Origin of the sequence: Pseudomonas sp. SCA2728.1_7 (assembly GCF_018138145.1) — a bacterium.
GTDB classification, from domain to species: Bacteria; Pseudomonadota; Gammaproteobacteria; order Pseudomonadales; family Pseudomonadaceae; genus Aquipseudomonas; species Aquipseudomonas koreensis_A.
Map to the genome: position 1 here is coordinate 879,525 of NZ_CP073104.1, position 19,806 is coordinate 899,330.

Here is a 19,806-nt window from a genome sequence, read left to right on the forward strand (position 1 = left end):
GGACGCTGTTGAGTTCGGTGAACTGGCAGGACTGGAGCGACTTTACCGACACAGGCTCATGGCGATTTTGATCGAGACGATCAGCGCGCAAGCATGCCGTGACACAACAGATTCAAAACCCCGCGCATGTGCAAGGCGTGCGCGGCCCGATCCGGGACTTCCTGCGTCGCCAGACGAATGAACGCCATGTTCGCGTACTGGTTGAACAGCGTCGCCACCACGTCGAGATCGATCGATTCGCGCACTTTGCCGGCCTGCTGAAAATGCAGGAGCAGCGCTTTCGTCTCTTCAATTACCGCCGCATTCCACGGGCTCATCGCTTCGGCCAGTTCGCCGGTCAGTAGAAACGGCGCCAACTCCCGCCACAGCGAAGCCGGCATCGCCTGCAGCTGGTAATCGGTCATCAGCCCTTCGAACTCGCACAGCGCCTCCAGCGGATCGCTGTCCTCGTCCAGATTCGCCCGCGCCTCGCGCATGGCTTGCTCGTCGGGTTGCTTGAGCAAGGCCAGCAGAATCTCCTGCTTGCCGCCGAAATAATTCACCACCGTCGGCGCGGAAACCCCCGCCTGCACGGCGATCTGTTCCAGCGTGGTGGCCGCAAAGCCGTTGCGCTTGAACAACTCGAGCGCCGCCTCGGCAATCACCTGCCGGCGCTGTTCCTTCTGCCGTTCTCTGAGTCCGCTCATGTTGCCTCTGATGATCCTTGCCAATGGCCCTCAGCCTACGGAGATCTTTTTTCACCGACAAATATTTTCTTTACAAAAATATTTTTAGATGACAAAACTTTCTCCGTGCAGCGCTGCAACGAACTCACTCACTTGCCCTTTGCTCTGGAGATCCGCCATGTCCGCCGAATTCGATTCGACCCGCAGTACCCGCGATTACCAAGCCTCTGACGCTGCTCACCACATCCACGCGTTCGTCGATCAGAAGGCCCTCAACGAGGAAGGTCCGCGAGTGATGGTCAGCGGTGATCGGCTGGCGTTGTGGGACAACGACGGCAATCGCTATCTGGATGGCATGTCGGGTCTGTGGTGCACCAACCTCGGTTACGGGCGCAAGGATCTCGCGGCCGCCGCGACCGCACAGCTGGAACAACTGCCCTACTACAACATGTTCTTCCACACCACTCACCCGGCGGTGATCGAGCTGTCCGAGCTGCTCTTCAGCCTGCTGCCCAAGCACTACAGCCATGCGATCTATACCAACTCCGGCTCCGAAGCCAACGAAGTGCTGATCCGCACCGTGCGCAAGTTCTGGCAAGTGATGGGCAAACCCGAGAAGAAAATCATGATCGGCCGCTGGAACGGCTACCACGGCTCGACCCTCGCCGCGACGGCGCTGGGCGGGATGAAGTTCATGCACGAGATGGGCGGCACCATTCCCGATGTGGCGCACATCGATGAGCCGTACTGGTTCGCCCACGAAGGCAACCTCAGCCCGGAAGAATTCGGCTTGCGCGCGGCGCGACAACTGGAAGACAAGATTCTCGAACTGGGCGCCGACAAGGTTGCCGCATTTGTCGCCGAACCGTTTCAGGGTGCGGGCGGCATGATCATTCCGCCGGCGACGTACTGGCCGGAAATTCAGCGTATCTGCCGTAAGTACGATGTGTTGCTGTGTGCTGACGAAGTGATTGGCGGGTTTGGTCGCACCGGTGAATGGTTTGCGCATCAGACGTTCGGGTTTGAGCCGGACACGTTGTCGATCGCCAAAGGCCTGACCTCCGGTTACATCCCCATGGGTGGCTTGATTCTGTCGCGGCGCATGGCCGAGGCGCTGGTGGAAAAAGGCGGCGTGTTTGCCCACGGCCTGACCTATTCCGGCCACCCGGTGGCGGCCGCTGTGGCGATTGCCAACCTCAAGGCCTTGCGCGATGAAGGCGTGGTCGCGCAGGTGAAATCCGATACCGGACCGTATCTGCAGAATTGCTTGCGCGAGGTGTTTGGCAATCACCCGTTGGTGGGTGAGATTCAGGGCGTTGGTCTGGTGGCGGCGTTGCAGTTTGCTGAAGACAAGGCCAGCCGCAAGCGCTTTGCCAATGAAAACGACATTGCCTGGCGTTGCCGCACGATTGGCTTTGAGGAAGGGCTGATCATTCGCTCGACATTGGGGCGGATGATCATGGCGCCGGCGCTGGTGGCCACGCGTGCGGAGCTGGATGAGCTGATCGACAAGACGCGGATTGCGGTGGATCGGACGGCGCGGGAGTACGGCGTTTTGTGATCGGCTGAAGGAATATGGCGGCCGGACTACCGCTATCGCGAGCAGGCTCACTCCTACATTTGGAATGCGTTCCCCTGTAGGAGTGAGCCTGCTCGCGATGGCGTCAGTCGGGTTGAAAACAGGCAAGATTCAATCCCGTCGATTACTCCGCACGCCGCTTGGTGTTAAATAGGCGCCAGTCTTAACCTTGTCGCTTATAGCTGTGCAACGAGAACCGATATGAACACCCACTCCAGGAAAAACACCCAAATTCAAACAGCGGTGAGCGCATGATCGAAGTCACCGAAGTTTCCATTGCCCAACTGCGCGCCGCGCTCGAGTCCGGCCAGACCACCGCGGTCGAACTGGTGCAGGCATATCTCGCACGCATCGATGCCTACGATGGCGCCGACACCCCAACGGCGCTGAATGCCGTGGTCGTGCGCAACCCTGAAGCGTTGAACGAAGCCCGCGCATCGGATGCCCGCCGCGCCCAAGGCGAAACCCTCGGCCCGCTCGATGGCATTCCCTACACCGCCAAAGACAGCTATCTGGTCAAGGGCCTCACCGCCGCGTCCGGCAGCCCGGCCTTCGCCGATCTGGTTGCCTATCGCGATGCCTTCACCATCGAACGCCTGCGCGCGGCCGGGGCAATTTGCCTGGGCAAGACCAACATGCCGCCGATGGCCAATGGCGGCATGCAGCGCGGCGTCTACGGTCGCGCTGAAAGCCCTTACAACGCCGATTACCTGACTGCGCCGTTTGCCTCCGGTTCGTCGAACGGTGCTGGCACCGCCACGGCAGCGAGTTTCGCTGCGTTCGGTCTGGCCGAAGAAACCTGGTCGAGCGGGCGTGGCCCGGCGTCGAACAATGGTTTGTGCGCCTACACGCCGTCGCGCGGGGTGATCTCGGTGCGCGGCAACTGGCCGTTGACGCCGACCATGGACGTCGTCGTGCCTTACGCACGGACCATGGCTGACTTGCTCGAAGTCCTCGACATCGTCGTTGCCGAAGACCCGGACACCCGTGGCGACCTCTGGCGCCTGCAACCGTGGGTGCCGATTCCGAGCGTCAATGAAGTGCGCCCCGTCGTTTACGCCGATCTGGCCGCCGACGCCAAAGCACTGGCCGGCAAGCGATTCGCCGTACCACGCATGTTCATCAACGCCGACCCTGAAGCCGGCACCAGCGAAGCACCGGGCATCGGTGGCCCGACCGGCCAGCGCATCAATACCCGCGCTTCGGTAATCGACTTGTGGAAGCAGGCGCGCCAGGCCCTCGAAGCGGCCGGTGCCGAAGTCGTCGAAACCGATTTCCCGCTGGTCTCCAACTGCGAAGGCGATCGTCCCGGTGCGCCAACCGTATTCACCCGTGGTCTGGTCTCGAAAGAGTTCCTTCACCATGAGCTGTGGGACCTGACCGCATGGGCGTTCGACGACTTCCTGCAAGCCAACGGCGACCCGAAACTCAATCGTTTGGTCGACGTCGACGGGCCGAAAATCTTCCCGCACGAACCGGGCACGCTGCCTAACCGTGAAGGTGATCTGGTGGCGGGCATGGACGAATACGTGCGCATGGCCGAGCGCGGCATCACGCCGTGGAATGAAATCTCTACCGTACCCGACGGCCTGCGCGGTCTCGAGCAGACTCGACGTATCGATCTTGAGGAGTGGATGGATAAGCTGGGCCTCGACGCCGTGCTGTTCCCGACCGTCGCCGATGTCGGCCCGGCGGACGCCGATGTCAATCCTGAGTCAGCCGACATCGCTTGGAGCAACGGCATCTGGGTGGCCAACGGCAACCTCGCGATCCGCCACCTCGGCGTGCCGACCGTCACCGTGCCGATGGGCGTGATGGCCGACATCGGCATGCCGGTCGGCCTGACCTTCGCCGGCCGCGCCTACGACGACTCGAACCTGCTGCGCCTGGCCGCCGCATTTGAATCGACCGGCAGCAAACGCCAGATCCCGCCGCGTACGCCGCCACTGTCGTAACGCGATCAAAACTGTAGGAGTGAGCCTGCTCGCGATGCGGTGTGTCAGCCAGAATAAACTTGACGGACACACCGCCATCGCTGGCAAGCCAGCTCCCACAGGTTTCAGCTCCGCCACAAAATCCCCATTCAACCCAAATCCCCTGTAGGAGCGAGCCTGCTCGCGATAGCGGTCTGTCAGTTAAATTTATCGAGACTGACACACCGCTATCGCGAGCAGGCTCACTCCTACAGGGGGTTGTGTGATGCCGTTCATTGAGCACATCCGCTCAATCCCCGGCGCTGAAATCCCTCGATCATTCAGGCCACCTTCATTGCCGCTGGCCACCGACCATGATCGACCGCGCCCCTTTGCGTCTCACCCTCCTCACGCTGCTCTGCGGTCTGAACCCAACCGCCCACGCCAGCGGTTTTTTCGACGACGCCAAAAGCGAAATCCTCAGCCGCAACTTCTTCCTCAGCAACGACTACCGCTCGCCCTCACCGTCGGGCAAAAACTACAAACAGGAATGGGCTCAGGGCTTTATCGGCACCTTCTCATCTGGTTTCACAGCAGGAACAGTCGGTTTCGGCATTGACGCCCACGCCTTCACCGGGCTGAAACTGGACGGAGGTCGAGGCCATTCCGGCACCGGTTTGTTGCCAGTGGACAGCGACGGTCGCAGCGAAAACGATTACTCCAGCGCCGGCGGCGCGCTCAAGCTGAAAGCCTCGCGCACCACCCTCGCCTTCGGTGAAATGACCGTCGAAACCCCGGTGTTCGACACCTCCGACAAACGCCTGCAACCGGAGTACGCCAGCGGGTTTCTGCTCAACAGTGCCGAGCTCGATCACGTCAATCTGGTGGCCGGGCATTTCACTGCGTTCAAGAATCAGGACAGCTCATCCGGCAAAGGCGATTTCTACGGCTATGGCGCCAATACCGAGGCCGGCGGGATCAGTTTCCTCGGCGCCGACCTGTTCGCTGACACCCCGATTGGCGGCGCGTTGTACGCGTCTGAACTCAGCGATACCTGGCACCAGTACTACGGCAATCTGCATTTCAAGCAGTCCGGCGTGCTGCTCGATGCCAACCTCTACCACACCCGCGACACCGGCCGCGCGCTGGCCGGCGCCATCGACAACACCGCGTTCAGCCTGTCCGGCAAATATGCCTTCGGCCCACATGCAGTGATGCTCGGCTGGCAACGGATCAACGGTGACACGCCGTTCGACTTCGTGGGCGGCGACTCGATCTACCTCGCCAACTCGATCAAATACGCCGACTTCAACGGCGCCAACGAACTCTCATGGCAAGCGCGCTACGACCTCGACCTCGGCGCCTTGGGCATCCCCGGCCTGAGCTTCATGACCCGCTACGTCAGCGGCAGCCACATCGACGGCACCCACGCGCCCAAGGGCGGCGCCTACAACCCGTTCGATCCTGACAGCGGCAGTTACCAGCCGCAGCAAGGCGATGGCGGCAAACACTGGGAGCGCGATATCGATTTGAAATACGTCGTGCAATCGGGCGCGGCGAAGGATTTGTCGGTGCAGGTGTCGCATGTTTCGCACCGGGCCAATGAGGCGCAGGCAGGGGATGATATTGACCGGATCTACGTGGTGATCCAGTACCCACTTGGTTTCTAACCCACCACCCCTCGCGATTTGAAACGCTATCCCCTGTAGGAGTGAGCCTGCTCGCGATAGCGTCTTTTCAGCAACATTCATGCTGACTGATACACCGTTATCGCGAGCAGGCTCACCCCTACAGGTTTCTGCGTCGATCACCAGGCTGTGTTTACACCGCCGAACCTGTGGGAGCGAGCCTGCTCGCGAAGGGGCCAGTGAAGTCAGCGCAAATCGCCTTTTAAACTCAGGCGTTTAAAAGACACCTTCAGACACGCCTTTCAGGCTACAAATTCTTGCGCCATTACCTACAGCTACGCCAGAATCCGCCGGCTTGTGCGCTTTGGGGGCGGGTTCTATTGTGGTGCGGTCGCTGACAAATCAGCGATCGGGTTTCGCAGCCCGGATCAATCAAGGCGCACAGCGCACCCAATCGTTGCTATCAAGATTTATGCAACGGTGCTTCATGGCGGCTGTGCGCGGGATACCTTCGGGTATGCCGGGTACCTTGATTCCCGGTCTGCGAACCTGCGTACAGCTGCCACCTCTCTTCGTTTCGCAGCGAAATGTGGCGGCTTCAGTAATCAAGGAGCTTTACCCATGATCAAACCAACACCCAACCCGCCCGAAATCGACCTCGCCTCCCCCTACGAGTCCTTAGATTCAAAAAAGCTCAACGACGCCGCTGAACGCGCGCTCGATCACTATCTCTGCCCACCCGGCTCCACCCCACCACCACGTAAAACCCGCCGGATGTACGCCGTTAACGCAGATTTCAAAAACGAGGAGTTGCTGGCCGACGCCAGCGAAACACTCGCCTCCGCCAGAACCATCGCTCATGACTTCGCCCATCTCATCCCCGCGTCGCAGCGCAGAACGCTGTTGGGGATCGCGCAGCTGATCATGCTGGGGGAGCTGGCGGTGAATAGGGTGATGGATAATCTGGAATTGCCGAATTAGTTCGGGTACAGATCGTTCCCACGCTCTGGGTGGGAATGCCTCAACGGACGCTTCGCGTTCGGCTCTGGATGGGACGCAGAGCGTTCCGGGCTACATTCCCACGCAGAGCGTGGGAACGATCAACACCGGCAAGATCAAAAGATCGCAGACTTCGGCAGCTCCTACATAGATCGGTGTCGGATCTGCCGAAGGCTGCGATCTTTTGCTTTTGGCAAACTGGCGGAACGCGTTATCAGGTATCAGGGACAAACCCCGTTTGCCCCCAGACCTTTGCCCGACTTTTAGTCTTTTAAACTTCAGTGTTTAAAAGACACCTCCAGACACGCCTTCAAGGCTACAAATTCTTGCGCCATTGCCTACAGCTACGCCAGAATCCGCCGGCTTGTGTGCTTTGGGGGCGGGTTCTATTGTGGTGCGGTCGCTGACGAATCAGCGATCGGGTTTAGCAGCTCGGAAAATTTCAAGGCACGCGAGTATCGCCATTACGTTATGGCGGCTTTGCGTGGGGCACTTCGGTGCGCCGGGATCCTTGAGCCTGGTCTGCTAACCCGCGTACAGCCGCCACCCTATCCGTTTAGCAGCGATGGATGACGGCTCCACATCTCAAGGAGCTTCACCATGATAAAACCAACACCCAACCCACCCGAAACCGACCTCGCCTCCCCCTACGAATCCCTCGATTCAAAAAAGCTCAACGACGCCGCCGAGCGCGCCCTCGATCACTACCTCTGCCCACCCGGCTCCACCCCGCCACCGCGCAAAACCCGCCGGATGTACGCCGTCACCGCCGACTTCAAAAACGAAGAATTGCTGGCTGATGCCAGCGAAACACTTGCCTCCGCCAGAACCATCGCCCATGACTTTGCCCACCTAATACCCGCGTCGCAGCGCAGAAAGCTGTTGGGGATTGCGCAACTGATTATGCTGGGGGAGCTGGCGGTGAATCGGGTGATGGATAATCTGGAGTTGCCGCAGTAGCAGGGATACAGATCGTTCCCACGCGCCGCAAAGGAATGCCTCAACGGAAGCTCCGCGTTCGGCTTTGGAAGGGACGCGGAGCGTCCCGGGCTGCATTCCCACGCAGAGCGTGGGAACGATCAATCTGCGGCAGCCGTTCTTTGGCTTTTTGGAAACTGGCGGAAGGCAGCCGGAGTCGAACCTGCCCGGGAACGGATGCCGTCCCCAACCGGGTTTGAAGCCCGGCCGCGCCACCGGGCGCGATTGCCTTCCTTTAACTCATTGCGCATCGGCGTGGGCCAGCGCGTTGTCGGGGCGGATCTGGCGGGACTCGCCGAGGCGTCGGGTCAGGCCGACGCGGTCGAAGTATTCGAGGTACTGAATGCAGCGTTTGCGTCCCAAGCCTAGCGCATCGCGGAAGGTTGTCACCTGGATCTGCGGATTTTCCTTGGCGAGCTTCAGGAGCACATCGGCCATTCGGCGCAGTTGCACGTCACTCAAGAACAGATCGCGCACGACTTGATGCATCAGACCGAGCCGGGCCAGTTTGCGTAGCAGCAGGCGTACGACGGCGTCGTCCTGCCCGAGCATTTTCGCGATGTCGCGCACCCACGGTGGGTCAAATCCGGCGTTTTCGAACAGCGGTTGTAATACCTGCCAGAGGCTTTCGTCCTCGGCATTCAGGCGCACCTGATGATCCGGCAGATGTAGCCACGGACCACTTGCCTGAATCGATCCGGCGGTGAGCAATTCGTCCAGCAAACTGACAAACGTCGAGCGTTCCAGTGCCAGACCGCTGAAGCGGCGCAAGCGATCGCGGTCCGGGCCCATCTGGTCGGGTTCCAGTTCATGGAACTGCTCGAGTTGCTCCAGCAGGGTGAACTTCAGTTGCGCCCAGCGTTGCACGTTGAACAGCAGCGGGCCTTGGCGGGTGTCGATCAGGCGCACGTTTTCCGCTAACGACCAGGACGCGCGTGGACGATTGAATTGGCGTTCAAGCCGCTGCGGATCAAGTCCGCCGGCGCTGTGATTGGGCAACACCGGCAAGGCTTGTTCGAGGCTGTCACTGCTAGCCAAGGCTTGCAGTTGCGCCAGCCGTTCGGGGCTGCGGCGTTGTCGCGCCGGGGCGAACGGGTCGAGGACCTGGCCGCCACCCAAGGTGCGTTGCGCGCTCTGGTCACGCAGAATCAGTCGATCACCTTTCACCGCGTGCACCGGCGCGTTGATCAGCAGTTGCGCGAACATGCGCTCGCCGGGATTTAGGCGCGGGCCTTCGAGCAAGGCCACCCGTGCAATCACATCTTGCGTGCCGAGGTGCACGTGCACCGGGTGAAAGTGTTCGAAGGTGCGCTCACCGGGCAACAGATGAAAGTCGATGTCGACCCGTTGCGTCGGCGCGTACAGCCATTCGCTCAGCAGCCACTGGCCGCGATGGATCTGCGCCAGTTCAAGACGCTCGCCGCTGATATTCAAAGCCACTCGCTGTCCGGCGAAAGCCTGTTCGACGGGTTGATTTTGCGCGTGCAAGCCGCGAACCCGGACCGATTTGCCGGAAGGTCCGAGCAACAGTTTGTCGCCGACTGAAACAGTGCCCGACAACGCTGTGCCGGTCACCACAATCCCCGCACCGGCAACGCTGAACGCGCGGTCGATGGCCAAGCGGAAACCACCTTCACTGCTACGCTCGTGCACTTCACTTTGCGTCTGTACCAACAACTGGCGTAACCCATCAATACCCTGCCCGCTCAGGCTCGACACGGTCAGGATCGGCGCCTCGGCAAACGGCCCCGAGGCAAGCAGATCCAGCACCTGACGTTGCACTTCTTCCACCCTGCCCGCCTCAGCCCGATCGCATTTGCTGATCGCCACCAGGGCGCGCGGGATGCCGAGCAATTCGACAATCGCCAGATGCTCGCGGGTCTGCGGCATCACGCCGTCATCTGCGGCAACAACCAGCAACACCAGATCGATGCCTTGGGCGCCGGCGAGCATGTTGTGGGTGAATTTCTCGTGGCCGGGGACGTCGATAAACCCGGTCAGGCCGGCGCCGGGTTCAAGTTCGGCATAGAGATAGCCAAGGTCGATGGTCATCCCGCGTTCGCGTTCCTGCGGGCGGCGGTCACCGTTCTGTCCGGTCAGGGCTTGCAGCAGCGACGTCTTGCCGTGGTCGATGTGCCCCGCCGTGCCGACAATCACGGGTCGACCTGCAGCTGCGGCAATTGCGCAAGCCACGCCGGCTCATCGTCGAGCTGGCGCAGATCCAGCCACAACGCGTCGTCGCCCATGCGCCCGAGCACCGGGATCGGCAAGGCGCGCAACGCCGCTTCCAGATTCAACAGGCAACGCCCGCGCAAACGCTTCGACACTTGCGGGCGCATGCACAGCGCCGCACTCGGCAAGCGAGCCACCGGTTGGCTGCCGCTGCCGATCATGCCCAAGGCCTCGACTGCGCTGACTTGCCACAGCGAACCCAAGACTTCAGCCATCAAGGGCTGCAACCGTGAAGCCTGGGCGAAGATGTCTGCCTGCGGACGAGTCAACAGGCGCAGACTCGGCAGACGTTCAGCGAGGCGATCCGGATCGCGATACAAACCCAGCACCGCCTCCAGTGCCGCCAAGGTCAACTTGTCCACCCGCAGCGCGCGTTTCAGCGGGTTCTTCTTGATCCTCGCGATCAGCTCTTTGCGCCCCACGATCAACCCGGCCTGCGGGCCGCCGAGCAATTTGTCGCCGCTGAAGGTGACGATGTCCGCGCCATCCAGCAGTGCCTGCCGCACCGTCGGTTCGGCCGGCAAACCCCAACGGGTCAGATCCAACAGACTGCCGCTGCCCAGATCCTCCAGCAACGGCAAGCCATGCCGATGGGCCAACTCGGCCAGTTCAGCGGTCGGCACCCGCGCGGTAAAACCTTCGATGCTGTAGTTGCTCGCATGCACACGCATGATCAAACCGCTGCGTGGGCTGATCGCCGCTTCGTAGTCACGAGCATGAGTGCGATTGGTCGTGCCGACTTCGTGCAGACGCACGCCAGCGCGGGCCATGATGTCGGGGATGCGGAAGGCGCCGCCGATTTCGATCAGCTCGCCACGGGAAATGATGCCTTCCTTGCGCGCGCCCAGACTGTTGAGCGTCAGCAGCACGGCGGCGGCATTGTTGTTGACCACGGTGACGGCTTCGGCGCCGGTCAGTTCGCGGATCAGGCCTTCGATCAGGTCATCGCGATCGCCGCGTTTGCCGCTGGCCAGATCGAATTCCAGATTGAGAGGATAACGCGCGGCCATTTGCACCGCGTCGATGGCTTCGTCGGGCAACAAGGCGCGGCCGAGGTTGGTGTGCAGGACGGTGCCGGTGAGGTTGAACACCCGGCGCACGTTGCTGCGTTGTTGCTGGGCTAAGCGCTCACCGACTCGGCCGGCAAGGACTTCGGCGCCGATTTCAACGGCGGACAACTGCCCGCTCAACGCGCCGGGCCGCAGCTCATCGAGCAGTTGACGCAGCCCCGTCAGTAACGAATCCCGGCCGTAACGCTCGGCCAACGGCGCGTACGCCGGGTGACGCAACAAGCCGTCAATAGACGGCAACCGCAGGGCAACGCTGGAAGACATCAGCCACTCCTGATTCAACTGAAACAGCCCCTTCGGGAACAAGCTCCCTCCCACAAGGGTTTCAGAAGTGTAGACGCACTGTGGGAGCGAGCCTGCTCGCGAAAGCGGTGTGCCAGTTAGTGTGGATGTGACTGACCTCACGCCTTCGCGAGCAGGCTCGCTCCCACATTGCTTTGGGGCGGCCTGCAAAATGAGTGCACGCAGCCAATCCCTGCTCGCGAAGGCGGTAAGTCAGTCAAAGCTGATGTGGCCCCTTCGGGAGCAGGCTCCCTCCCACAGTTTTGCTCTCGTCATTCGTCTCCCGGGGCCAGTAACAGATTCGGTGCCAGCCGCTGATAACCGTCCTGCGCCAGACGCATATCCAGCAGCAAGCTGCTCAAATCAGCCGACAACGCCTCCGCATCAGCATCGTTTTCCAGATACACCATTTTCAGATAACTGTTACAACCCGGACAGAACTCCGCCCTTATCGGCGCCTGATTGGCCGCATGGCGATCGTCCTCAAGGCTGAAATAATCCAGACCCTTACTTGACTCGCAATACACGCACTTGACCCGCACCACATGCCATTCGCAGGCACACAGCGAACACACCAGATAACGCAAACCGTTGTGCTTGCCGCGATGGCGGATCACCCCGGCCATGGCCGGCGAACCGCAGGCCGGGCATTGGCTGAGGCTGTCGCCGGGTTTCAGTTGCAGATTCGCCGCGCTGAGCAGCCAGTGACTCCACGCCACTTGCAGTGCCGCGCCAAGAAACGGCACCAATTGCGCCGGCACCATCGAATATTGACCGCTGACCAACGCCACGGCCCATGCACGTAACTGACCGGGACTGGCGACCCGCAACGTTGTCAGCGCCTCAATGACGGCGGGCTGTTCATCAGGTTCATAACGCTGCAGCAAAGCTTCGAGATAAGCCTGCCAACCCTCTTCGCGCACCAAGGTATCAACCGCGAACGGCGGCAACCCATGCTGCTGACAAGCCTCGATCCGTTGCTGATCGAACGGCGCCGTCAGCGGCGGATCGTCAAACACCTGCTGCTGCACCCGACACAACCCGGCAATCAGCCGCAGATAGTCAGCCAGCGCATGCCCCTCGGCCAGTTGCTCCAGTCGATCAGCCCGCAGCGCAAACAGATTCGAAGGCGGCAGATGCAGAAACGGCGGCGAACTCGCCGCCGCCTCAATTTCCCCAGGTTCCAGAATGGTTGGCAAAAGTCAGCCCTTTTTGGTGATCGGTCGCTCCGGCACGTCCGGTTGACGCTCATCGCGGGTGATGTCGCGATACCAGAGTTCATGGTGTTTCTTCGCCCAGGCGCGGCTCACCCAGCCGTGCATCATCGCGTCGACCGAGCCCTTGATCCACAGCCCGGCGTAGATGTGAATGATGATGCTCAGCACCAGAATGAACCCGGCCAGCGCATGCAGGAGCATCGCCCAGCGAATCACGCTGATGCCGAAATACGCACTGAACCAGGCACGCCAGATCACCAGCCCGGTGAACAGCAAACCGAGCATGCACAGCAGTAAAGTCCAGAACAGCAGCTTCTGCCCGGCGTTGTATTTGCCCACTGGGGGCACGCTTTCTTCGTCGTTGACCAGCACCCGATCAATGCGCCGCAGCCATTTGCCGTCGTTGCTGATGAAAAAATTCGCCCGCCAGAAATTCAACACCAGACCGAGGAACAACACGAACATGAGCACGCCCATGTAAGGATGCAGAATCCGCGTCCACGGCCCGCCGCCGAACAGATTGCTCAGCCAGAACAGCGACGGATGAAACAACGCCAGCCCGGACAGCCCGGCCATGAAAAACAGGATCGCCACCAGCCAGTGATTGGTGCGCTGGTTGGCGGTGTAGCGCAGGATCGTCTTGTTGCTCATGGCCGGTCCTCCCCGCGTGGATCGAAGGTGTGCACCGCCGGGTCGACGACGTGCACCGAGGTGTCGGGTGGCGTTGGATGTTCATCTTCTTCGACCCGGTTCGGGCCGATGCGCACGTAATGGAAGAACCCGGCCAATACCGCCGCGCCCATGGCCAACAGGCCCAGAGGTTTGCTGATGCCTTTCCACAACCCCACCAACGGACTGATCGCCGGATCCTGCGGCAAGTTGGCGTAGATGGTTGGCGTATCGGCGTGGTGCAACACGTACATCACATGCGTGCCGCCAACACCGGCCGGATCATACAAACCGGCGTTTTCAAAGCCTCGGCTTTTCAGGTCGACGATGCGTTCGGCGGCGTGTTCCTTCATGTCTTCCTTGGTGCCGAAAACAATGGCGCCGGTCGGGCAGGTTTTCACACAGGCCGGTTCCAGCCCTACCGCGACCCGATCCGAACACAAGGTGCATTTGTAGGCCTTGTGGTCTTTCTGCGAAATACGCGGGATGTTGAACGGGCAACCGGTGATGCAGTAGCCGCAACCGATGCAGTGGTCCTGATCGAAATCGACGATGCCGTTGGCGTGCTTGATGATCGCGCCGGGGCTCGGGCACGCCGCCAGACAACCGGGCTCGGCGCAGTGCATGCAGCCGTCCTTGCGGATCAGCCATTCGAGGTTGCCAGCATCGGTTTCGTGCTCGGTGAAGCGCATTAACGTCCAGGTCTCCGCGCTCAGATCCTGCGGATTGTCGTAGGTGCCGTGGTTGTGGCCGACCTCGTCACGCAACTCGTTCCATTCCGAGCAGGCAACCTGGCAGGCCTTGCAGCCGATGCATTTGGTGGTGTCGATCAGCTTGGCGACCGCCTCCTGATTCCTCACCGATGGCGGCACCGTGGTCGTAGCCGAGCGGGCAATGATGTCTTGGCTGGCCATTTAAAGATTCTCCATCAGAGCTTCTCCACGTTGACCAGGAATGACTTGGATTCCGGGGTCTGTGTATTGCCATCGCCGAGGAACGGCACCAGGGTGTTGGTCAAATAACCGTGACGCGTCAGGCCGGTGAAACCCCAGTGCAGCGGGATGCCGATCTGATGCACGACCTGGCCGTTGACCTGCAGCGGCCGGATCCTTTTCGTCACCACCGCCACCGCTTCGATAAAGCCGCGTTTGCAACTGACCCGTACGCGATCTCCGGCAGCAATGCCCTTCTCTTTCGCCAGCACTTCGCCGATTTCGACGAACTGCTCAGGCTGGGCAATCGCGTTCAACTTGCAGTGCTTGCTCCAGAAGTGGAAATGTTCGGTGAGCCGGTAACTGGTGCCGGCGTACGGGAAGTCCTTGGCCTCGCCGAGGGTTTCCCAGACCGAATCGAAGATCCGCGCCGCCGGGTTGCTGGTGGCCTTCTTGTTTTGCGGGTGCAGCGGGTTGATGCCGATCGGCGTTTCGAACGGCTCGTAGTGCTCGGGGAATGGGCCTTCGTTCATCTTGTCGACGGCGAAGAACCGCGCCACGCCTTCGGGGTTCATGATGAACGGGTTCATCCCCGCCTCTGGCGGCACATCGGCCTTGTAGTCCGGCACATCGGTGCCGCCCCAGGTTTTGCCGTTCCACCAGACCAGACGTTTTTTCGGATCCCACGGTTTGCCGGCGACGTCCGCCGAAGCGCGGTTGTAGAGAATCCGCCGATTCGCCGGCCAGGCCCACGCCCAGCCGAGATGCTGGTGCATGCCGAACGGATCGCTGTTGTCGCGCCGCGCCATTTGGTTACCGGCCTCGGTCCAGCTACCGGCGAAAATCCAGCAGCCGGACGCAGTGCTGCCGTCATCCTTGAGCAAGCCGAAACCGGCCAGTTGCGAGCCGGCCTTGACCGCGACACCCGTGGCGTCGGTGAAATCGGCAACAGCGCTGCCGTTGATTTCCTTGGCCAGCTCTTCCGGCGAAGGCTCGTCAGGGATCTTGTATGGCCACGTCAGTTTCAACAGCGGATCAGGGAATTTGCCGCCCTCGGCCTGATAGCGCTTGCGCAGGCGCAGGAACAGTTCGGCCATGATGCGAATGTCGGTCTGCGCTTCGCCCGGACCATCGGCGCCTTTCCAGTGTCATTGCAACCAACGACTGCTGTTGACCAGCGAACCGTCCTCCTCGGCAAAACAAGTGGTCGGCAGGCGAATGACTTCGGTCTGGATTTCCGCGCTTTTCACATCGTTATACGGCCCGACGTTGTGCCAGAACTCCGAGGTTTCGGTGGCCAGCGGGTCCATCACCACCAGCCATTTCAGCTTGGCCAGTGCGCCCATCACGCGGTTCTTGTCCGGTAGTGCAGCGATCGGGTTGAAGCCTTGGCAGAAGTAGCCGTTGACCTTGCCCTGACTCATCAGGTCGAACATCTTCAGGACGTCGTAGTTGGGGATGTCGAGCTTCGGCAAGTGGTCGTAGCACCAATTGTTCTCGACGGTGGCGTTGGCGCCGTACCACGACTTCATCAGGCTGACGTGGAATTTGCTGTAGTTCTGCCAGTACGACAGTTGCCCCGGGCGCAGCGGCACTTGCGTACGTTTATGGATGAAGGCGTTGTAGTCCTGCTCGCTGTCCTGACCCAAGGTCAGATAGCCCGGCAGTGCATTGGAGAGCAAACCCAGGTCGGTCAGGCCCTGAATGTTCGAGTGACCGCGCAAGGCATTCACGCCGCCACCGGGCATGCCGACGTTACCGAGCAGCAATTGCACCATCGCCGCGCTGCGAATGATCTGCGCGCCGATCGAGTGCTGGGTCCAGCCGAGGGCGTAAAGAATCGTCATGGTCTTGCCCGGGATCGAGCAGGTGGCTATTTCGTCCCAGATTTTCTGCATGGCGTCGACCGGCATGCCACAGATCTGGCTGGCGAGGTCGATGTTGTAGCGGCTGTAATGTTGCTTCATCAATTGATAGACGCAGCGCGGGTCTTGCAGGGTTGGGTCGACTTTGGCGAAGCCGTCGTCGCCCAGCTCGTAACCCCAGCCGGATTTGTCGGTGTAGCTGCGCTTGGCGACGTCGTAACCGCTGAAGATGCCGTCTTCGAAGCCATAGCCTGCTTTGACGATGAACGACACGTCGGTGTAGTTGCGCACGTATTCGTGCTGGATCTTGTCCTCGGTCAGCAGGTAATTGATCAAGCCGCCCATGAAGGCGATGTCGGTGCCGGTGCGGATTGGCGCGTAATAGTCGGCCACGGACGCGGTCCGGGTAAAACGCGGATCGACCACGATCAGCCGCGCAGCGTTATGCGCCTTGGCCTCGGTCACCCATTTGAAGCCGCACGGATGCGCTTCTGCTGCGTTGCCACCCATCACCAGGATCAGATTCGCGTTGGCGATATCGGTCCAGGTATTGGTCATGGCACCACGGCCGTACGTCGGGGCAAGACTTGCCACCGTCGGGCCGTGTCAGACACGCGCCTGGTTATCGAACCCCAGCATGCCGAGACTGCGAATCACCTTCTGGGTGATGTAACCGGCTTCGTTGGACGCCGCCGATGCCGCGAGGAACCCGGTGCTCAGCCAGCGATTCACCGTTTGCCCGTTGGCATTTTTCTCGATGAAGTTGGCGTCGCGGTCGGTCTTCATCAGGTCGACGATGCGATCGAGCGCTTCGTCCCAACTGATCCGCGTCCATTCACTGCTGCCCGGTTTGCGGGTTTGCGGGTAGAGCAAGCGGCCGGGGCTGTGAATGAAGTCGAGCAGGCCTGCGCCTTTCGGGCAAAGGGTGCCGCGATTGACCGGGTGGTCGGCGTCGCCCTCGATATGGATGATGCTTTGCGCTACGTTCTTCGCGGTATCGCCCTGGCTGTACATGATCAACCCGCAACCGACCGAGCAATACGGGCAGGTGTTGCGGGTTTCATGGGTGTGGGCAAGCTTGAAGTGGCGCACCTGCTCGGCGAAGGCTGGCGTCGGGGCCATGCCCAACGCGCCCAGGCTCGAGCCTGCAAGGCCGATACCGGCGACCTTGAAGAACTGACGACGGCTGAGATCCATCGTGCACTCCTGATCAGGTGGAACCCGGTACTTGAGCCGGGTTTTATCTGGACAATCACGGTTGCGGCAATTGAGTGCCGACCTTTTCACTGTAGACAATGACCACACGATCTGTGTGAAAACCGACCGTCGGCGACAATCGGTCATGCACTGGAAAACCTGTGGGAGCGAGCCTGCTCGCGAAGAGGCCCTTTCAGTTGAGACAAATATTGACTGCCACACCGCCTTCGCGAGCAGGCTCGCTCCCACAGGTTTTGTGTGCTCCTGCACGGCCATGGGCTTATCATGCCCGCAGGACCAATCCCGCCTTCACGAGACCGCGCATGACTTTCGATTTTGATCAGGTATTCGACCGCCACAACACCGGCAGCACCAAGTGGAGCCGCTATTCGGCCGAGGTGTTGCCGATGTGGGTCGCTGATATGGATTTCGCCGCGCCGCCGGTGGTGATCGAGGCGCTGCAGCAACGCTTGCTGCACCCGTTGGTGGGCTACAGCGTGGCGCAGGACAACCTGCGTGAAGCCATCGTCGCCGACCTCTGGAACAAGTACGCCTGGAAGGTCAAACCGCAAGAGCTGATCTTCCTGCCGGGCGTCGAGTCCGGTTTCAACATGGCTTTGAAAGCGTTGATGCAGCCACAACAGAATGTCGTGGTGCAGGTGCCGAACTACCCGCCGCTGCGCCACGCGCCGGGGCATTGGGGGTTGAACAAGGTCGAGCTGGAGTTCGTCGCACAAGCCGACGGCACCTACGCCACCCCGCTGGACGTACTGCGTGAATCGCTGAACGGTGGCGGCGCGCTGTTGCTGAGCAACCCGCACAACCCGATCGGCAAAGTGTTTGGCCGTGAGGAACTGCAAGCGGTGGCGGATATCTGCGCGGCGCAGGATGCCTGGATCATCTCCGACGAGATCCACGCCGAGCTGTGTTTCGATGGTCGCGTGCATATTCCGACCGCTTCGCTGAGCCCGGAAATCGCCCAGCGCACGATCACCCTGATGTCGGCGAGCAAGGCGTACAACATCGCCGGGCTGAAGACGTCGTTCATGATCATCCAGGACGCCGCCCTGCGCGAGCGCGTCAACCACGCCCGCTGCGGCATGGTCGACAGCGTCAATCCGCTGGGCATGGAAGCGACCCGCGTGGCCTACAGCGACGGCGCGCCGTGGCTGGCCGAGTTGAAAACCTATCTGCAAGCCAACCGTGACTGGCTGGTTGAAGCGGTGCGCAGCCGGTTGCCGGGTGTGACCATTAATGTCCCGCAGGGCACGTACCTGGCGTGGCTGGATTGCTCGGCGCTGGATCTGGATAACCCGCAGCAGTTCTTCCTTGAGCAGGGCAAAGTGGGGCTCAGCCCAGGTCTGGACTTCGGCGATCAACACCAGCAATTCGTGCGCCTGAACTTCGGCTGCCCGCGCTCGTTGCTCGAAGAAGGCATCGCCCGCATGGAACGCGCGCTGACCCACCGCAACATTTAAGAGCACCACATCCCCCGTGTAGGAGTGAGCCTGCTCGCGATAGCGTCCTGACATTCAACATCATTGTTGACTGAAATACCGCTATCGCGAGCAGGCTCACTCCTACAGGGAATGTATGTTCACGCAAAATCTTCGTCGTAAATCCGATCGAACTCACGGCAAACGCACCGGGTCAACCACCCATACCAGCCATGAGACCTCGGAGACCCGCGATGACCGACTATCCAAAACCACCCTTCCCCGCACAAGCCCAAGCCGTTCCAGGTTCGCAACGCAAAATGGAGCCCTATCCCGATTGCGGCGAGCAAAGCTATGTCGGTTCCGGGCGACTGGCCGGCAAGATCGCCCTGATCACCGGCGCCGACAGCGGCATCGGCCGCGCCGTGGCGATTGCCTTCGCCCGTGAAGGCGCCGACGTTGCGGTCGCCTATCTCAATGAACACGAAGACGCCAAGGAAACCGCGCGCTGGGTCGAACAGGCCGGGCGTCAGTGTCTGTTGCTGCCCGGTGATATCGCGCAGAAATCCCAGTGCCAGGCCTTGGTCGACAAAACCGTCGAGCGCTTCGGCCGTATCGACGTGCTGGTCAACAACGCCGCGTTCCAGATGACCCACGAAACCTTCGAGGAAATCCCCGATGACGAATGGGTGATGACCTTCGACGTCAATATCACCGCGATTTTCCGGTTGTGTCAGGCGGCGATCAAACACATGAGTGCCGGCGCGTCGATCATTAACACCAGTTCGGTCAATTCGGACATGCCCAAACCCACTCTGCTCGCCTATGCCACCACCAAAGGCGCGATCGCCAATTTCACCGGCGGTCTGGCGCAGATGCTCGGGCCGAAAGAGATTCGCGTGAACTGCGTGGCACCCGGACCGATCTGGACGCCGCTGATTGTCTCGACCATGCCCGATGAAGAAGTGCAAAACTTCGGCGGAAACACCCCGCTCGGCCGCCCCGGCCAACCGGTGGAAGTCGCGCCGATCTACGTGTTGCTCGCCTCAGACGAAGCCAGTTACATCACCGGCCAGCGCTATGGCGTGACCGGCGGTAAGCCGATGCTGTGAGTAACCGCACTGTAGGAGCTGCCGCAGGCTGC

General features: G+C 60.9%; 13 protein-coding genes, 1 tRNA gene and 1 pseudogene. 7 read left to right on the plus strand and 8 right to left on the minus strand.

What is annotated here, in order from left to right; translation table 11 throughout:
- Nucleotides 1-80: 80 nt before the first annotated feature.
- On the minus strand, nucleotides 81-686 hold the full coding sequence (locus KBP52_RS03905; protein WP_212622126.1) for a TetR/AcrR family transcriptional regulator: 606 nt from the start codon (nucleotides 684-686) through the stop codon (nucleotides 81-83).
- Between the two features lie 157 nt (nucleotides 687-843).
- On the opposite strand from KBP52_RS03905, the gene KBP52_RS03910 reads away from it, so the two are divergent.
- The 5 genes from KBP52_RS03910 (at nucleotide 844) to KBP52_RS03930 (ending at nucleotide 7,744) form a co-directional block, all read left to right on the plus strand.
- Nucleotides 844-2,226: an aspartate aminotransferase family protein gene (locus KBP52_RS03910; protein ID WP_212622127.1), complete on the plus strand. Its 1,383-nt coding sequence runs from the start codon at nucleotides 844-846 to the stop codon at nucleotides 2,224-2,226.
- A 269-nt stretch (nucleotides 2,227-2,495) separates the two neighbouring features.
- On the plus strand, nucleotides 2,496-4,199 hold the full coding sequence (locus KBP52_RS03915; protein ID WP_212622128.1) for an amidase: 1,704 nt from the start codon (nucleotides 2,496-2,498) through the stop codon (nucleotides 4,197-4,199).
- A 332-nt stretch (nucleotides 4,200-4,531) separates the two neighbouring features.
- Nucleotides 4,532-5,827, plus strand: coding sequence for an OprD family porin (locus tag KBP52_RS03920; RefSeq protein ID WP_212622129.1), 1,296 nt, complete (start codon nucleotides 4,532-4,534; stop codon nucleotides 5,825-5,827).
- 579 nt (nucleotides 5,828-6,406) lie between these two features.
- Nucleotides 6,407-6,766 (plus strand): hypothetical protein, encoded by a 360-nt coding sequence (locus KBP52_RS03925; protein ID WP_212622130.1) that lies wholly within the window; start codon nucleotides 6,407-6,409, stop codon nucleotides 6,764-6,766.
- A 618-nt stretch (nucleotides 6,767-7,384) separates the two neighbouring features.
- On the plus strand, nucleotides 7,385-7,744 hold the full coding sequence (locus KBP52_RS03930) for a hypothetical protein (RefSeq protein WP_212622131.1): 360 nt from the start codon (nucleotides 7,385-7,387) through the stop codon (nucleotides 7,742-7,744).
- A 156-nt stretch (nucleotides 7,745-7,900) separates the two neighbouring features.
- Here the strand turns inward: KBP52_RS03930 and KBP52_RS03935 are convergent.
- From KBP52_RS03935 to fdnG, 7 genes and pseudogenes are all read right to left on the minus strand, one after another.
- Nucleotides 7,901-7,996, minus strand: a tRNA-Sec gene (locus KBP52_RS03935).
- A gap of 6 nt (nucleotides 7,997-8,002) precedes the next feature.
- Nucleotides 8,003-9,919, minus strand: coding sequence for a selenocysteine-specific translation elongation factor (selB, locus tag KBP52_RS03940; protein ID WP_212623095.1), 1,917 nt, complete (start codon nucleotides 9,917-9,919; stop codon nucleotides 8,003-8,005).
- A complete protein-coding gene (gene selA / locus KBP52_RS03945; protein WP_212622132.1) occupies nucleotides 9,916-11,328 on the minus strand; it encodes an L-seryl-tRNA(Sec) selenium transferase in 1,413 nt (470 codons plus the stop codon). Before selA ends, selB begins: the two co-directional genes overlap by 4 nt.
- A gap of 290 nt (nucleotides 11,329-11,618) precedes the next feature.
- Entirely contained in the window at nucleotides 11,619-12,545 is a 927-nt protein-coding gene (gene fdhE, locus KBP52_RS03950; protein WP_212622133.1) for a formate dehydrogenase accessory protein FdhE, read from the minus strand.
- Between the two features lie 3 nt (nucleotides 12,546-12,548).
- Entirely contained in the window at nucleotides 12,549-13,214 is a 666-nt protein-coding gene (locus KBP52_RS03955; protein WP_212622134.1) for a formate dehydrogenase subunit gamma, read from the minus strand.
- Nucleotides 13,211-14,146: a formate dehydrogenase subunit beta gene (gene fdxH / locus KBP52_RS03960; RefSeq protein ID WP_008082738.1), complete on the minus strand. Its 936-nt coding sequence runs from the start codon at nucleotides 14,144-14,146 to the stop codon at nucleotides 13,211-13,213. The genes KBP52_RS03955 and fdxH overlap by 4 nt, the downstream gene beginning before the upstream one ends.
- A 14-nt stretch (nucleotides 14,147-14,160) precedes the next feature.
- Nucleotides 14,161-17,226 (minus strand): annotated as a pseudogene (gene fdnG, locus KBP52_RS03965) (formate dehydrogenase-N subunit alpha).
- Between the two features lie 323 nt (nucleotides 17,227-17,549).
- On the opposite strand from fdnG, the gene KBP52_RS03970 reads away from it, so the two are divergent.
- Both KBP52_RS03970 and KBP52_RS03975 read left to right on the plus strand, forming a co-directional pair.
- Nucleotides 17,550-18,704 (plus strand): PatB family C-S lyase, encoded by a 1,155-nt coding sequence (locus KBP52_RS03970; RefSeq protein ID WP_212622135.1) that lies wholly within the window; start codon nucleotides 17,550-17,552, stop codon nucleotides 18,702-18,704.
- Between the two features lie 212 nt (nucleotides 18,705-18,916).
- Nucleotides 18,917-19,774: a glucose 1-dehydrogenase gene (locus KBP52_RS03975; protein ID WP_077572981.1), complete on the plus strand. Its 858-nt coding sequence runs from the start codon at nucleotides 18,917-18,919 to the stop codon at nucleotides 19,772-19,774.
- Nucleotides 19,775-19,806: the final 32 nt, after the last annotated feature.

Coding starts and splice junctions, on each gene's coding strand:
- KBP52_RS03905 (WP_212622126.1), bottom strand. CDS start 686: ATGAGCGGACTCAGAGAACGGCAGAAGGAACAGCGCCGGCAGGTGATT.
- KBP52_RS03910 (WP_212622127.1), top strand. CDS start 844: ATGTCCGCCGAATTCGATTCGACCCGCAGTACCCGCGATTACCAAGCC.
- KBP52_RS03915 (WP_212622128.1), top strand. CDS start 2,496: ATGATCGAAGTCACCGAAGTTTCCATTGCCCAACTGCGCGCCGCGCTC.
- KBP52_RS03920 (WP_212622129.1), top strand. CDS start 4,532: ATGATCGACCGCGCCCCTTTGCGTCTCACCCTCCTCACGCTGCTCTGC.
- KBP52_RS03925 (WP_212622130.1), top strand. CDS start 6,407: ATGATCAAACCAACACCCAACCCGCCCGAAATCGACCTCGCCTCCCCC.
- KBP52_RS03930 (WP_212622131.1), top strand. CDS start 7,385: ATGATAAAACCAACACCCAACCCACCCGAAACCGACCTCGCCTCCCCC.
- selA (WP_212622132.1), bottom strand. CDS start 11,328: ATGTCTTCCAGCGTTGCCCTGCGGTTGCCGTCTATTGACGGCTTGTTG.
- KBP52_RS03955 (WP_212622134.1), bottom strand. CDS start 13,214: ATGAGCAACAAGACGATCCTGCGCTACACCGCCAACCAGCGCACCAAT.
- fdxH (WP_008082738.1), bottom strand. CDS start 14,146: ATGGCCAGCCAAGACATCATTGCCCGCTCGGCTACGACCACGGTGCCG.
- KBP52_RS03970 (WP_212622135.1), top strand. CDS start 17,550: ATGACTTTCGATTTTGATCAGGTATTCGACCGCCACAACACCGGCAGC.
- KBP52_RS03975 (WP_077572981.1), top strand. CDS start 18,917: ATGACCGACTATCCAAAACCACCCTTCCCCGCACAAGCCCAAGCCGTT.